Source organism: Metalysinibacillus jejuensis (assembly GCF_003057615.1).
GTDB classification, from domain to species: Bacteria; Bacillota; Bacilli; order Bacillales_A; family Planococcaceae; genus Metalysinibacillus; species Metalysinibacillus jejuensis.
In genome coordinates, this window is sequence record NZ_QAFW01000052.1 from 1 (window position 1) to 15172 (window position 15172).

17 protein-coding genes are annotated in these 15172 nt (G+C 40.7%); 11 read left to right on the plus strand and 6 right to left on the minus strand.

All coding sequences use genetic code 11. The features are described from left to right. From DDE80_RS12050 to DDE80_RS12065, 4 genes are all read right to left on the minus strand, one after another. The coding region (locus DDE80_RS12050; RefSeq protein WP_201261524.1) for a transposase at positions 1–166 on the minus strand (166 nt) is incomplete at its 3' end. Positions 167–273: 107 nt separating this feature from the next. Continuing rightward, on the minus strand, positions 274–1245 hold the full coding sequence (locus tag DDE80_RS12055) for a toxic anion resistance protein (protein WP_161952327.1): 972 nt from the start codon (positions 1243–1245) through the stop codon (positions 274–276). Continuing rightward, complete coding sequence (locus tag DDE80_RS12060) at positions 1245–1889, minus strand: 5-bromo-4-chloroindolyl phosphate hydrolysis family protein (RefSeq protein WP_108308041.1); 645 nt, start codon at positions 1887–1889, stop codon at positions 1245–1247. Before DDE80_RS12060 ends, DDE80_RS12055 begins: the two co-directional genes overlap by 1 nt. A 177-nt stretch (positions 1890–2066) precedes the next feature. After that, positions 2067–3794 (minus strand): methyl-accepting chemotaxis protein, encoded by a 1728-nt coding sequence (locus DDE80_RS12065; RefSeq protein WP_108308043.1) that lies wholly within the window; start codon positions 3792–3794, stop codon positions 2067–2069. A 999-nt stretch (positions 3795–4793) separates the two neighbouring features. Between DDE80_RS12065 and DDE80_RS12075 the strand changes: the two genes are divergently transcribed. Continuing rightward, positions 4794–5069 (plus strand): DUF1033 family protein, encoded by a 276-nt coding sequence (locus DDE80_RS12075; RefSeq protein ID WP_108308046.1) that lies wholly within the window; start codon positions 4794–4796, stop codon positions 5067–5069. 180 nt (positions 5070–5249) lie between these two features. Beyond that, entirely contained in the window at positions 5250–5450 is a 201-nt protein-coding gene (locus tag DDE80_RS12080; protein WP_038189357.1) for a cold-shock protein, read from the plus strand. A gap of 72 nt (positions 5451–5522) precedes the next feature. Here DDE80_RS12080 and DDE80_RS12085 read toward each other — a convergent pair whose 3' ends face one another. Then, a complete protein-coding gene (locus tag DDE80_RS12085; RefSeq protein WP_108308047.1) occupies positions 5523–5834 on the minus strand; it encodes a YhfM domain-containing protein in 312 nt (103 codons plus the stop codon). A gap of 303 nt (positions 5835–6137) precedes the next feature. Between DDE80_RS12085 and DDE80_RS12090 the strand changes: the two genes are divergently transcribed. The 8 genes from DDE80_RS12090 to DDE80_RS12125 are packed head-to-tail and all read left to right on the plus strand — an operon-like array spanning position 6138 to position 12858. Beyond that, positions 6138–6740 (plus strand): TerD family protein, encoded by a 603-nt coding sequence (locus DDE80_RS12090; protein ID WP_108308049.1) that lies wholly within the window; start codon positions 6138–6140, stop codon positions 6738–6740. Positions 6741–6758: 18 nt separating this feature from the next. After that, the gene (locus tag DDE80_RS12095) at positions 6759–7337 is read left to right on the plus strand and encodes a TerD family protein (RefSeq protein ID WP_108308050.1); all 579 of its coding nucleotides are present in this window, start codon (positions 6759–6761) and stop codon (positions 7335–7337) included. A gap of 12 nt (positions 7338–7349) precedes the next feature. After that, the gene (locus DDE80_RS12100) at positions 7350–7928 is read left to right on the plus strand and encodes a TerD family protein (RefSeq protein WP_108308052.1); all 579 of its coding nucleotides are present in this window, start codon (positions 7350–7352) and stop codon (positions 7926–7928) included. A 23-nt stretch (positions 7929–7951) separates the two neighbouring features. Next, on the plus strand, positions 7952–8707 hold the full coding sequence (locus tag DDE80_RS12105; RefSeq protein ID WP_108308053.1) for a TerC family protein: 756 nt from the start codon (positions 7952–7954) through the stop codon (positions 8705–8707). 56 nt (positions 8708–8763) lie between these two features. Further along, positions 8764–9813, plus strand: coding sequence for an HpcH/HpaI aldolase/citrate lyase family protein (locus DDE80_RS12110; RefSeq protein ID WP_108308055.1), 1050 nt, complete (start codon positions 8764–8766; stop codon positions 9811–9813). Further along, positions 9776–11008 (plus strand): phosphoribosyltransferase domain-containing protein, encoded by a 1233-nt coding sequence (locus DDE80_RS12115; RefSeq protein WP_108308056.1) that lies wholly within the window; start codon positions 9776–9778, stop codon positions 11006–11008. Before DDE80_RS12110 ends, DDE80_RS12115 begins: the two co-directional genes overlap by 38 nt. A 12-nt stretch (positions 11009–11020) precedes the next feature. Beyond that, positions 11021–12106 carry a cysteine protease StiP family protein gene (locus DDE80_RS12120; RefSeq protein WP_108308058.1) on the plus strand — a complete coding sequence of 362 codons (1086 nt, stop codon included), beginning with the start codon at positions 11021–11023 and terminating at the stop codon, positions 12104–12106. Continuing rightward, positions 12103–12858, plus strand: a complete 756-nt coding sequence (locus DDE80_RS12125) for an HAD family hydrolase (RefSeq protein ID WP_161952328.1) — start codon at positions 12103–12105, stop codon at positions 12856–12858. The genes DDE80_RS12120 and DDE80_RS12125 overlap by 4 nt, the downstream gene beginning before the upstream one ends. A gap of 112 nt (positions 12859–12970) precedes the next feature. Here DDE80_RS12125 and DDE80_RS12130 read toward each other — a convergent pair whose 3' ends face one another. After that, the gene (locus DDE80_RS12130; RefSeq protein WP_108308060.1) at positions 12971–13462 is read right to left on the minus strand and encodes a sigma-70 family RNA polymerase sigma factor; all 492 of its coding nucleotides are present in this window, start codon (positions 13460–13462) and stop codon (positions 12971–12973) included. A 441-nt stretch (positions 13463–13903) separates the two neighbouring features. Here DDE80_RS12130 and DDE80_RS12135 point away from each other — a divergent pair, with 441 nt between their 5' ends. After that, complete coding sequence (locus tag DDE80_RS12135; RefSeq protein ID WP_108308062.1) at positions 13904–14857, plus strand: HNH endonuclease; 954 nt, start codon at positions 13904–13906, stop codon at positions 14855–14857. Positions 14858–15172 lie beyond the last annotated feature (315 nt).

The following is a 15172-nucleotide window of genomic DNA, read 5'->3' on the forward strand; positions in this document are numbered from 1 at the left end:
GATTCCATTCCACTAAAGAAATGTTGTATTTACTTCCAATCTTAATGAACATTTCTTTTGCAAAATCAGATAATTCATTGTCAAAAACTTGTATCCGATATTTCACAACCAGTACAAGATGATAATGCATTAAGAATACTGAATGATTATTACTATCTAATTTCATTGTGATATCAATCCTTTGTTACATCTAAGACTGATTATATTATAAGCTTTGGCTAAAGCCAACCGAAATTCATCTCCCGCCTACTCATTGGTGCTATTCGCACCTTCTCATTCCTTGAGGATGGGAGACTTCTTTGGGAAAGACGTTAAATTGCGCATTTCGCGTTCAATTTGTGCTTGTTGTACAGAAGATTGGCCTTGCAGTAACAAGGTTTCTTCAACGTCATCGAGCAGGCGCTGCTGCGTTTGTTTAAGCTCGGTAGCATCGAAGTGCGCATTAATGCGGTCTTCTGCGGATGACATGCGGCGGTGCAGGTCGGCACGTTGGCGCTCGCGCTCAGAGCTAATGAGCAGGGCGATTTGGTTTTTCCAAAGTGGGATGGTTGTCATTAAAGACGTCTGGATTTTTTCGGATAACAGTTGGTTAGACTGTTGGATCATCCGAATTTGCGGTGCGGCTTGTACCGTTAGCTCGCGCGCAATTTGTAAATCATACAGGCGCTGGTTTAAGCGCGCCAATTGGTTTTTAGCATCGTCTACACGTTGCGGCGCAAGCCCTGTTGGATCAGCTTCAGCAGCTTCAAGCAATAAAGGCAGTTCGCGTGTTTCGAAGTCTTGATGCTTGAGCTCACCTGCGGCAATAATAACCGATAGCTCGTCGTGGTAGCTTTGATTAAGGCGAAACATGTCGTTAAGTACTTCGATGTCGTCAAGCAACTGCTTTTGTGCACGGTGCAACTGCAATTCAATGCGCTCAATTTGGATGCTTGCGCGCTCGTAATGCATGACGCTCTCGGGAGAAGGCCCCTTCTTTTTGAAAAAACGTGAAAAGAGATTTGTATCATTTTCTTCGACATTTACACTCGTAATCGTCTGCATTAAGCGCTGTAAAGTATCGCCTACTTTTGTAATGTCACGGTTTTTAATATGGTAGAGTACACGGTCGCTAAACTGTGAAATATTGCGCTGTGTATCATGCCCTAGTGTAAGGATAGACTCGTAGTCGCTCATATTAATTTCGCCCGCAATACGCAAGGCATGGGGCTTGGTTTGCTCAGGTAAAAGGGCAAATGTATTCATTATTCTTCGCCTCGCCATTCCAATTGTTTTTTACGTTTTTCTGATGAATATTTGACATAGTCGAGCTCGTTATTTAAGTGCTCGATGTCGTTAGCTAACACATCTTTTAAGTCGAGTTTTAACGTTTCAGTTAAGTCGTCGAGCGTGGCAGTCGTCTCAGAAAGTGCAATCGTAATTTCTTTATCACGCACTTGCTGGCGCGATAAGAAGCTGTATTTTTCGGTAAGTTCGACCGCTGAATCGAGGTGACCGTAAAAAAAGCCTTCTGCTGCAAAAAACTTTTCAGGCGTTTGGCGTACTAAACGCACGATGTTTTTTGCGACGCTCGTCATTTCGTGCAATTGTTTAAATGAATTTACCGAGCGCACTTTTAAGTAGGCGCTGTTTAAGGATTTAATTTTTGTTTGAGCTAATTGTAGCTGTTTTGTCACATGCTTAAATTCTTTGCGCGTCAGCGATGTTTTACGACGGCGGCGCATGAATTGGATTTGTTTAAAGACGTAATTTATTACGAGATAGCTTGCGACTAACGCACCGAGCGCTAAAAAAGGATTGTCATTCGTATCTGCAATCATACCAAAAGCAATCATACTGACAATAAAGGTAGTAGCGTGGCGTAATATATGTTGAAAGAATGTTAGCATCGTGTAACCTCCTAAATAGTATGTCTTACTATTATACGTCAAAAAGCGGCTAAAGTTTCAAAAAACACACTTTTAACTAAGGGGAGAAAGGTGGCAGAGAAAATATGTTGACGTTGCCATAAACTTTAGCCAAAAAAAGAGAAGCGGCATAGATCCGACTTCTCTTTTTGTTGTGTATTAACTCATCAGGCGCTCTTTTTGAAGAAGATTGATAAGTTGTTCGATATAGCGAAGTACTTGTTGCGATGAGGTATCGAGGCAAACGAGATGCTCCTCTGCCTTTTGGATATCGCCGCGATTGAAGGCATCGACCGCTTGTTTTGCGCATTGGTGCACTTCAACGTGGTACGGCTCCATATCGGTATATTCTTTAACATTGCTAAAGCGTTTTTGCGTGCGAGGTAAGTCATACCATTGACCGAGACGGCAATCATGGTGAGATGTAATCGTGCTTGGATCAATTTCTTCAAGCCCTAAGAACATATTGTAAACACGCCACTTCCATAAGATGTGGTCAGCTTTTGATAGTTGTAACAGGGCAATGCTTGAAAGTTGTATGTTGTTTTCGGAAATTAACTCTAAGCGGAAGCGGTTAATTTCTTTACCCATTAAGTGAATATCACGCGATGTATCTTGACCGTACTGGCGAATGTCTTCTTGTAAATCAGAAATTTCGACCATGCGCTGTGATACTTCGTCAATCGCCGCAGCTTGTTGCTGTGAAATGGCTGCGGTATTGGTTACATCAAAACTAATATCTTCAAAGGCATTCACAATGGCGTTCAGCAGTGGCAGTGATTCACGCGCCTCGTCCGTCGCCTCTTTAATAATGCCTGTCGTATTGGTAATTGAGTGCGATACGTCATTAGAGTAGCTCTTTAAGTGCTGCACATTTGTCGACACTTCAGATAGGGCAGACACAGTACCTTCTGCGAGTTTACGCACTTCTTGCGCTACGACCGCAAAGCCTTTGCCGTGTTCACCGGCACGCGCGGCTTCAATTGAAGCGTTAAGTGCGAGAAGGTTCGTTTGATCGGCAATTTGATTAATTAGCGTTACGACGTTTTCGATGTCATTTACGCGCTTTTGTAGCTCGGCAAATGATAAAACAATCGAAGAAAACGTCTCTTCGGTTTTAAAGATTTCGGTTAGGGCATGTTCAATGGCATTTTTACCATTGGTTGCGTTTTCAAGCGACTCTGTTGTTTTTTCAGAGATGCGTGAAGAAGAACGCGCGACCTCGTTAATCGAAGCGGCAATTTGCTCCGTCGCCGCTGTAGAAGATTGCAATTCTTCAGTTTGACGGTCTAAGCTAAACACTAAATCTTTCATATACATAATACGTGCGTTTACGTCCATTAGTGAAGAAATTTCACCAACGACCTTCTCCATAAGTCGTTCGTCCTGTGCTTCTACTAATAGTTGCTGATCCACGTTGACCGCAGCTTGGAAAGATTGTAACAACTCAAACGCCGTGTTTGGTTTATAGCCAAAGTTATGCAGTAAATGCGTCGTTACGTAAAATGCGAATTGGTTAAACACCACAATCACTTTACCAGCTTCATAGCCGCGTTCTCTAAACATGTTAAAGAACCTAACCGTTTTATCGACATAATTACCGTCACGCTCGTGTAAAAAGAACATATCTAAATAACGTTCGACATATTTCATTTCAATACGATTCGTGCCAGTAGGTGAGATTTCTGCTAAGTAGTCAGTAAAAATTTGTTGGATGGAAGGTTGAACATTTTGAAGTTTCTCGCATAATTCACGTAAATGGACTTGCGTTGTGCTAGTAAAGTTGTTAAAGGCTAATGTTTCCTTGAAGCGCCCTGAGACTTTTAAATCCGTCCCACGTTTAAATAAATCTTGCACTTCTGCTTTTGGCCTGAAGGAAGCAAACATTTAATAAAAACCCCCTATGATAAAGTGAATATATTTCACCTTTATAGTATCATATTACTAGTTGCTTTAATAGCAAATTGTAAGAAATATTATTCGTAAAACCGCTTCGTATAGAAAGTTCAAACGTTTTGTTTTTTGGTTAAGCATTGGTATACTAAAGGTAGTATTATTTTGCGATAATCAAATAGCTACTATGCTTGCCTTCCAACATCCATTGAAGCTGACCAAGCCCTCTCAAGCTTTTTGTTTTAATCCAGTTTCGAGGGCTAATTCCTCAGGTCGTTTCACTTCAGCAGTCAAAGGTAAAAAGCACCTTTGCCGCTGAATAATCCAGTGAAGTGAGCTAAATCCTCAGGTCATGTCGCACTTTCATTCGAAGTAAAAAGCACTTCGTATTCAAGTGCTACCACGCCCGACGGATTTGACCAAGCTCCCTTCACATTTTGGGGTTCCAACGCCTATCGGAATTGACCAAGCCCTCTCAAGCTTTTATTCGTTATCCAGTTTCGAGGGCTAGCTTCTTCGGCTGTTTCGGTCAATCAACAGAAAGCAAAAAACGCTTTCGTTGCTTGCCTTCCAACATCCATTGAAGCTGACCAAGCCCTCTCAAGCTTTTTGTTTTAATCCAGTTTCGAGCTGCATCTGCTCGCGTCGCTTCGTCTTTTCGGGCGGAAACAAAAAACGTTTCCACCTCAAATATCCAGTCAAAACACCTAGCTTCTCGCATTGTTTCAACCAGCCACTAGAAAGCAAAGAACGCTTTCCGTGTCTGCTTTCCAACACTGCTGAAGCTGAACAGGTATTTTGACATTTAAAGACTCCAGCGCGTGTCGCAGATAAACGCAGCTCTCAACTTTTTGTTTTATCCAGTTTCGAGGGCTAGCTTCTTCGGCTGTTTCGGTCAATCAACTGAAAGCAAAAAAACGCTTTCGTTGCTTGCCCTCCAACATCCATTGAAGCTGACCAAGCCCTCTCAACTTTTAGTTTAGGAGGATTTAAATGTTTCGTGTAATTTATATGATGGCAGACTATGAGCCATGGTGGCAGTTTGATGAGTGGGAGCAAGCGATCCAGCAGGAGAGCGTGCACACTACTATAGAAGAAGCGGAGGCAGCGCTCGCTGTACTGCTTGAAAAGTTCCGTGCCAATTATCCAAACGAGCTCGTGAAAGATGACATGTACGCTTTCTGGAAAGAGGGCGAAATTGTCTACTGTGAAGCGTGCGAAGATGATGGGCAAATTTACCATGGTTTATTTATTCAAAAGATTGATTGACAATATTATGAATGCTGTGTATACTAAGGTTAACAATTAAATTGATTCACTCGCAAATCCATGAGATTCACATATTACAAAGAGTCATCGGGTTCGTAATCGGTACTTTTTGTAATATGTGAGTTTTTACATCTGTGAAGAATTGCATATTGTTACATTTATTTTTTGGAGGTTTTCTTAATGAAACAAGGTACAGTAAAATGGTTTAACTCAGAAAAAGGTTTTGGATTCATCGAAGTAGAAGGCGAAAACGACGTATTCGTACACTTCTCAGCTATCCAAGGCGACGGTTTCAAAACTCTTGACGAAGGTCAAAAAGTGGAATTCGAAGTTGTAGAAGGCAACCGCGGACCACAAGCTGCTAACGTAACAAAACTTTAATCTTTAGATTAAAGCAAACACTTAGTTGAAACTAAACAAAAGAACGACGCTCTCGTAGCGTCGTTCTTTTTTTCATTTTCTTTCTAAAATGGTCGTAATGCGCGAAATATCATCAAATGTGTACACTTGTTTCGGATCATATTGGTACACAAGCTTACCGGTATCGCCTTCACCTTGCCACACATAATATTCATTCCCCAGCAATTTTAAATGATAATCTGCTGTTGCAATATCTAATGTTTCATCTGTTTTCTCAGCTTCTACAAAAATGTTTTCGATCACCATCACATCCCCGCGATCTTTAATGCTGTAGAAATTTGTCTCATCCGCTTGCTGACACCCTGTCATCACCACAAGCGCCCCTATGAGTAGCCACTTTTTCATTGTCTCACTCCTTCACCTAACAAACGTACAACGAAAGCGGCCTAACGTCAATGAATATGCCGGAAAATGATTCAGGTTACATACTAATTTTCACATCTAGGTTAGACAGAAAATGTACATCTTCTACTATACTTTTTTTCATATTTCTGCAGGCGAGCTAACGAGAAAATTTAGCTTGCCTGCAAGTAATTTAGCGTGTGAACAAGAAATATAATACCTTTAATTGACACTAATTAATTATATTTGGTATAGTAATGAATAGTTACATATTTCCATGTAACTATCAAAAATGGAGGTGTAATAATGGCTATAGTACTACAGAAAGGTCAACGTATTGACTTAACTAAGGGAAACCCCTCGCTAGAGCAATTAGTCGTAGGCCTAGGGTGGGACCCTATCGATCAAAAGCGTGGCGGTTTGCTAGGTGGCTTATTTAGCGGTGGTGGTACAGATATGGATATTGATGCATCTGTTATCATGCTGCGTGATGATTATTTTACACGAAATGAAGACCTCATTTACTTTGGCAACTTAACGAGTAAATGTGGCGGCGTCAAACATACTGGTGATAATTTAACTGGTGACGGTGACGGAGATGATGAGCAAGTTATAGTACAATTAAGCCGTATTCCACAAGATATTAATCGTTTAATTTTCGTAGTAAATATTTACGATTGTGTAAAACGAAAACAAGATTTTGGTCAAGTAGAAAATGCTTATATTCGAGTGTTAAACAATCAAAATCAACAAGAATTACTTAAATTTAATTTATCAGATAATTATCAAGGGTTAACGAGTTTAACCGTTGCTGAAATTTATAGACACGGCAATGAATGGAAGTTTGCTGCGATTGGTTCTGGCTCAAAAGATGCTGGATTAACACAAATGCTACAACATTACGCATAAAATTGGAGGAAAAAAATTATGGCAATTTCGCTAAGTAAAGGGCAAAAAGTAGATTTAACTAAAGGTAATCCAGGTCTGACAAACATTATCGTAGGTCTAGGCTGGGATACAAATAAATATGATGGTGGTCAAGATTTTGACCTAGATTCTTCAGTGTTTTTATTAGACGGTGCAGGTAAATGTGCAAGTGAACAAGACTTTATCTTCTTTAATAATTTACAAGGTGGCGCTGGTTCTGTCGTTCATATGGGTGATAACTTAACGGGCGAAGGCGATGGTGACGATGAAGTTATTAAAATCGACTTACCAAATGTGCCAGCAACTATTGAAAAAGTAGCATTTACAATAACAATCCATGACGCAGAAGCGCGTGCGCAAAACTTCGGTCAAGTATCAAATAGCTATGTACGTATCGTTGATGAAGCAACGGGTACAGAATTAATTCGTTATGATTTAGGTGAAGATTTTTCTATTGAAACTGCAATTGTAGTGGGAGAGCTATACCGTCACAATGGCGAATGGAAATTTAACGCTATCGGTTCAGGTTACCAAGGCGGGTTAGCATCACTTGTACATGATTACGGATTACAAGTATAAGGAGGCGTAATGATGGCAATTACATTAGCAAAAGGACAAAAAGTAGATTTAACGAAAACGAACCCAAGCCTTGTGCGTGGCATTATCGGCTTAGGTTGGGATACGAATAAATATTCAGGTGGTCAAGAATTTGACCTAGATGCTTCTGCTTTTTTAGTTGATGCTACAAACCGTTGTCAAAATGATACGGACTTTGTGTTTTATAATAATTTAGAGCATCCGAGTAAAGCTGTGATTCATACGGGTGATAATCGTACGGGTGAAGGCGATGGTGATGACGAACAAATTATTGTGGATTTCTCTAAAATTCCAGCGTATGTAGATCGCATTGGGATTACAGTTACGATTCATGATGCAGAAGCCCGCGCGCAAAACTTCGGTCAAGTATCTAACGCATTTGTACGTTTTGTTGATGAGGCAACGAATGAGGAGTTATTACATTTTGATTTAGGTGAAGACTTCTCCATTGAAACAGCAGTTGTATTTTGCGAATTATATCGACATGGCAACGAATGGAAGTTTAATGCCATCGGCTCTGGTTTCTCAGGTGGATTAGCTGCATTATGTCAAAACTACGGATTAGAAGTGTAAGTTTAGCATAATGGGGGCATACAATGGAATTAATTAACGGAATATTGTCAACATATGCTTCTTTCTTTGATTTAGCTATGTGGGTAGAAGTGTTGTCCGACCCTGTAAACTGGGGGTTAATTGGTACATTAATTATTATAGAAGGGCTATTATCTGCGGATAATGCGCTTGTGTTAGCGGTAATGGTACGTCATTTACCTGAAAGCCAGCGCAAAAAAGCCTTATTTTATGGATTAATTGGTGCCTACTTCTTCCGCTTTTTAGCCATCGGCGTTGGTGTATTTTTAATTAAGCTTTGGTGGGTAAAAGTATTAGGTGCGGCCTATTTAGCATGGTTAGCTATTCAATACTTTATTGACAAAGCTAAGGGCGGTAGCGTCGAAGAAGAAATTGAAGATATGAAAGCAAAAGGATTTTTAATGCGTGTATTCGGTACTTTTTGGGGTACCGTTATCGCTGTAGAATTAATGGATATTGCATTTTCTGTTGACAGTGTTTTAGCAGCGTTTGGGGTAAGTGAAAAAGTATGGGTATTATTATTAGGTGGTATGATCGGGATTTTAATGATGCGTGGGATTGCAGGCGTATTTTTAAAGTTAATTGAACGAGTACCAGAACTAGAAACTACCGCTTATCTTTTAATCTTATTAATTGCTGCGAAAATGTTATTAAGTGTAATTGGCTTTGAAATTTCGCATGTGACGTTCTTTGTTATCTTAATTGTGATGTTCTTAATGACATTCGTTGTACATGCAATAAATAATAAGAAAACGGCATAAGAGAGAGGAAAGTCGCATCGTTACGTGACTTTCCTTTTTTTTATAGGAGGTGCAAAATGCGCTATTTTTCACATTTATCTAAGGATTTATTTTATAAACAACCCGCAGATATTACGAGAGAAAGTTCGCGTGAACAAATTGCCTATAGCTTAGGTGCATTATTATATATGCCAGCGACTAGAGCAGATATTACTACTTTAATTACTGCAAAGAAATTTCCCTTTTTACGAACAATAGCCATTTGTTTAGAAGATGCGATTGCCGATCAAGATGTAAAAGCGGCTGAACAGCTACTTCTGCTACAACTCGCTAATTTGCCTACGGTGGATTTGCCGTTTATTTTTATTAGGGTGCGTTCTCCTGAACAGTTAAAACGACTGGCTACGCCGCTACGTGCGCATGCTCATAAAATAACAGGGTTTGTTTTCCCGAAATTTTCTACTGACAATGCCCAAGCTTATTTAGAAACATTGCGCGATTTAAACGACACTTTACCGCTGCCACTTTATGCGATGCCCATTTTAGAGTCGAGCCATGTGCTGTATAAAGAGCAACGAATGGAAGAGTTAATGCGCTTGAAAACAATGATAGATGGCTATCAAGATATGGTGCTTAATATAAGAATTGGCGCTACGGATTTATGCGGTTTGTACGGATTAAGACGAGACGCAACTACGACAATTTATGACATTTTATTAGTGAAAGAGTTAATTGCGGATACGTTAAATGTCTTTACGAGAGCACCTATGGATTATGTGGTGTCAGGACCGGTATGGGAGTATTTTGATAAGGCAAGTCAAGCGGGGTTAATCCGCGAAGTTTTGTTAGATCGCAGCAACGGTATCGTTGGGAAAACGATCATTCATCCTGATCATCTTCCTATTGTACAAGCATTACAAGCTGTAACTTATGAAGAATATAGCGATGCCTTAGCGATTATAGATCATCAAGCAATGCATAACGGCGTTTTTAGTAGTGAATTTTGTAATAAAATGAATGAGACAAAGCCACATTTTCGTTGGGCAAAAAAAATTGCGCTACGTGGCTTAATCTATGGAGTGTTAGCAGATGGAAAAACATACAAAGACATCTATACATCGTTATGAGGATTTAGCTGTTACGATTACGACAGCCCCTCATAATTATGGTGAGCTTTATCAACTCGCTTTACGTATTAATAAGAAACGAAGCTTTTTATTTGTAAGTACTGTATTAGGTAAGCATTTACCGCTTCGCCCTCAACTGCCTTTGATTGCGTCTGCTTTATTAGCGGTAATCTTGTTTGAGGAAACAACAGGGGAGGCTCATCCTGCGAAAGAGGTATTAGCACAAGCAATTCATACAAAAAAAGAAGAAGATATCCAACGAGCTTATGCCACTGCTGCATCTTTACAAGTCGATATTGGTGAGGCGCTAGTGATCGGATTTGCTGAAACAGCAACTGCTCTTGGCCATGGCGTTTATGACTGCTTAGTAGGTACACATTACGTTCATTCTACACGTGAACAGGTAGACCAGCCTATTACGTTATATTTTGAAGAGGAGCACTCTCATGCTACAGATCAGCGCTGCTATGCAGATGCTGCGTTATTTACAGGAGATACAATTATTTTAGTCGATGATGAAATTACGACAGGTCAAACGGTTATTAATATTATCACCTCTCTTCGTGAACGTTTTTCGCATAAACGATATATCATTCTATCTTTATTAGATTGGCGTACGCCAGCCCATTGTGAGCGTGCTAGCAAGTTTGCCGAAGCACAAGGCATCGAGCTCTTTTTCTATTCGTTAGTTAAAGGTACGGTACAAACGACAGGTAGCCTCGAGTTACCGTACCAAGCGAGTGCAGAAGGCGACAATGACGCCTACACATTAATTAATGTACCTGCTACAGCTAAACATAAAGGCTATTTACAACATAGCGGTAGGTTTGGTACAAATCAATCGCTCGTGACGTATTGTAAAGAAGTAGCGGCTATTTTAACGCCGTTGCGTACGGGGCGTAGCGCGGTAATTGGTACGGGAGAATTTATGTATGTGCCTATGAAAATTGCGAGCTATATGGGTGAAGACGTTTGGTATCATGCGACAACGAGAAGCCCTATTTACGTTTATGATGCGCCTCATTACCCTATTGTTAAACGCTTTACTATTGCAGGAGAAATCGAGCATTACATTTATAATGTAGAATCGTACGATGATATTTTTATTATTGTGGAGAAACAATTAACAACAGCAGAGCTGACGGCATTAGTAAAACCGTTTTCTGCCCAGCATGTGTATGTTGTGACAATGTAAAGGAGAGAGAGAATGCGAGTAGTGAGTAGTTATGATCCGCAAGACGTCACGTTTTTGTTAAAAGATATTACAGCAGCAAAGCTAGAGAAAAGCAATGAAGCCCGTGAGCAGGCGATTCAGTCAGGTACGCATTATTCAGAAATGTTGCCGATTGAATATCATCCGAGCGAAGCCTATTGGACATTATACGAACAATCGTTAGCGCGCTATAAAAAAGATGTAGCCGTAGCGGTAGGGGTTGTGGCAGAGCTATTACTGCAGGAAAAAGGTAATGATTTAACGCTAGTGTCTCTCGTGCGTGCGGGTACACCGATAGGCATTTTAATAAAGCGTTACTTGCAACAAAAAGAGGTGCACGTAGCCCATTACAGCATATCAATCATTAGAGGAAAAGGCATTGATACTAATGCCCTCCAGTATATTTTACAACACCATGCGGATAAGAGCCTTGTCTTTGTTGATGGGTGGACAGGCAAAGGAGCGATTACACAGCAGTTGCGTGAAGCGATTGCGGCATTTAATCGCGTGCACGGGACAGCGATTAGTGATGAGCTTGCTGTACTAGCTGATCCTGCGGAATGTGCAACGTATTATGGCACACGTAAAGACTTTTTAATTCCGAGCTCTTGTTTAAATTCAGTTGTCTCAGGGTTAGTGAGCCGCAGCGTGTTAAATGATGAGCTCATTGGGCCGCATGACTTTCACGGGGCTAAAGTGTACCACGAATTAGCGGACCAAGATGTATCAGTAAACTATATCGAGACAATCGTTAAACAATTTGACCAAGTGCAAGACGCGACAGCACACCAGCTCGCCGCCATTTTACAAAGTGAGCGTGCTATCACGTGGGCAGGCATGCAAGATATCAAAAATATCCAACGAACATTCGGCATTGAAGACCATCATTTAGTAAAGCCAGGCGTAGGGGAAACAACGCGCGTTTTGTTGCGTCGTGTGCCGTGGAAAATACTTGTGAAAGATTTGCAGGATGAAAGTTTAGCACATATTTTCCAATTAGCAGAAGAAAGAGGGGTGCAGGTCGAACAGTATGACGCTATGAATTACGCATGTTGTGGCATCATTCGACCATTAGTATGAGAGCTTTAGCGAGTGATTTAGACCGTACATTAATTTACTCTCACCGATTTTTACAACAATATCCAAGTGACAAACAGCTCGTGCTAGTCGAAAACTATCAAGGCAAGCCACACGCTTATATGAGCGCAATGAGTGTGCAACGAGTGGCACAACTTTGTGAGCAAGAGGCTTTTATTCCTGTTACGACGAGAACGACGGTGCAGTACCAACGTATTTTTGGATTGACGCAGTTACAGCCAACTTTTGCGATTACGACAAATGGTGCCGAAATTTTGTATAAAGGTGAAGTCGACGCGCAATGGGCCCAACATTTAAAAGCGCAACGCAATCCGCATTACGATAAAATGTATCAATATATGACCGCATTGCCAGGAGTAGAGCGCGCTTATGATGTGCAACATTTTATGTACGCGATTACGACGATTGCTGTTACAAGCGAGACGAGGCAGCTAGCGCAAGAATGGGGTTTTAATGTTTCACAACAAGGGCGTAAATTATACTTTGTACCTTCGTATTTAACAAAATGGCATGCGACTTCATATGTAGCAGAAAAGTTAGGGCTCACCGGCATTTTTGCCGCAGGTGACTCACTATTAGATATGCCATTATTAGAAGGCGCCCATCAATGTTTATATATGCGCCATGGTACGGATCATGTTAACCATCTGCCAACGACAGTAGCAGTAGGCATCGACGCAACGGAAGAAATGCTAACGGTGGCGACGAATTATATACAAAATAGTAGTTACTAACAATGAGTTTGGTACGATACAGTACCAGACTCATTTTTACGTCTGCCATTAAAAAGCACCCTCGTTGTTGAGCGCTCAACAGCGAGGGTGCAGTTTTATAGAGAGAGGCACATTACATAAAATTTTCTTTTAACTGTTGCAGCTTCTTCATTAAACGCGCATGGCGACGCGTCAACGTCGTATAGGGCACACCGAAATGAACGGCAGCTTCCTGCAGCGTATACCCTTGTACATAAATTAAGCGAAATAGCTCCGCATCATGCTTTGGCACATAGCGCAGCACTTCATCGACAAGCGCCAGTACGTTTTCATACGTCACGTCAGCCGTAGGGTTATCAGGCAATGTGTCAAACAGCTTCACCGTCTCGTTGTATACCGCATTGCGACGAAACTCATCCAACATCGCCCCACGAATTTTAGCGTACGCATACGCCGCAAATTGCGCGGCATCTCCTTTAGTAAAACCTTGTTGGGCTTGCCATAGTGCGATCAGCCCAATATTTTCGAAATGTGCGAAGTCATGCTTAACGTGCAGCTCGCGAATGAACGACTGAATCATAGGCGCATATTGTTTGTGTAGAATATCAAATGGTACGTTTTTCAACGTCAAAAACTCCTTGTTACTTGTGCACAAAGTAGGTGTATTTCCATGGTTGCCTCCTACTATAATGCATACGAAAATTCCCTAACACTTTCTCAGTGAAAAGTCAAAGTCGTTAATTTGCAAAAAACATGCCTTAAATGACAATTTCGGAATTGGGCATTTTTAGAAATGGCTTTATATCAACGTTTGGGATAAATTGTAATAACCAAAATGTTAAATTAAGCAGTTTTTATGCAATTAACGCGAGTTGCAAAATTTTTAAAAGTATGATTTGAGACAGGGCAAGGGTTTTAAGCGCTTTTTGAATTTTTTGACAGTCGTTTTGTTCACAGAAATTGAGGCTATTGCACTATAAAAGTGCACCCAATATCTTCCTAAATTATGAACTTTTTTATAGCTAATTGAGAATGTATGGTATCATAAGAAAAATGAGGTGGTATAATGGCATGGAATATGCAAATGGGAGAGCTGCAAGCAACATATGTTACCGAAGACGAAATCTGGGGTAAGATGAATTACTTTTTCTTTTCTGCAAAAACAACTACCACGTATAAATATGGTTTTTTTAAAGCGCTTCTCGAAAATTTATATGTGACGACAGATGAAGGGTGTATCTCGTTTGACCATTTGTTTTATGACTTTAGCAAAATTTATTGGAACTTGGTCATTCATCATAAGTTATGGCAATCGAATGCTAAAAATCAGCGCTCTAGCATTCAGCGTATTTTAGAGGAAACACAGGAAAAATACAGCATACCGTGTGATTGGCGCTTTGACCGCTTGCCTGAACCTGTGCAACAACAAGTGGTGAGTGCAGTAAAAAGAGAAGGAAAGAAGTATGTCATCGGTGCGTTCTACGGTGATACGGACGGGGTGTTCTATTCGTTTCACTTAAAGGAAGAACGTCTTGCTATGAGCCTCCCTGTATTACAATTTATGAAAAAATACCAGCGCTTATTACTCAACTTAACGAATTATCAGTTAGCAAAGTTTTTGGAGAAGTACAACGTAGACTGTACAAAGCTTCTGACGCATGTAGAACAAGTATCACAACGCGCTAGTCTTGAGGAATTCCGTCGTTTATTAGAGGCGAGTGTGGGGGCAACGTGTTTCTATTGCGGCAAAACGAGCCGTAAAACGCTACATGTTGACCATTTTATTCCATGGGATTATGTGCAAAGTGATAAGCTGTGGAATTTTGTGCTAGCTTGCCCAACGTGCAATACGAAAAAGAGCAATTATGTACCGACAGAAACGCAATTAGCCGCGCTTTATCTGCAAAATGAGAAGGTGCAACAGCTTGTACGTATGGATTATTTTTATGGATATAGCGAACAACAATTGCGAGAGCTTTATGACTTCGCTACAACGAATGGCTATAAAGTTTGGGCGTAGAGCATCAGAAATGGTGCTTTTTTTTATTGGAGTCATTAATGAAGGGGGAAGTGTTTTAATAACAGGGAGTAGGAATGGTATCATCTTTCTCACTAAGGTATTTCTCAACACCATGTTTGTCCATAAGTTCGCGATAAGCACGCAACGTGAAGGGCTTGCTATCACGTTTTAAAATAGCAACGTCTTTGGTGAACTACCCACCACTTAACTTCGTTTGAAGTGGGGGCTTCTCGCTTCCACGAACATCGCTTGCAAGCAAGTCTTATGTGTTCTCCACGAGCGTGAATTCGGGGCATTCCAACCCTACTGATACGC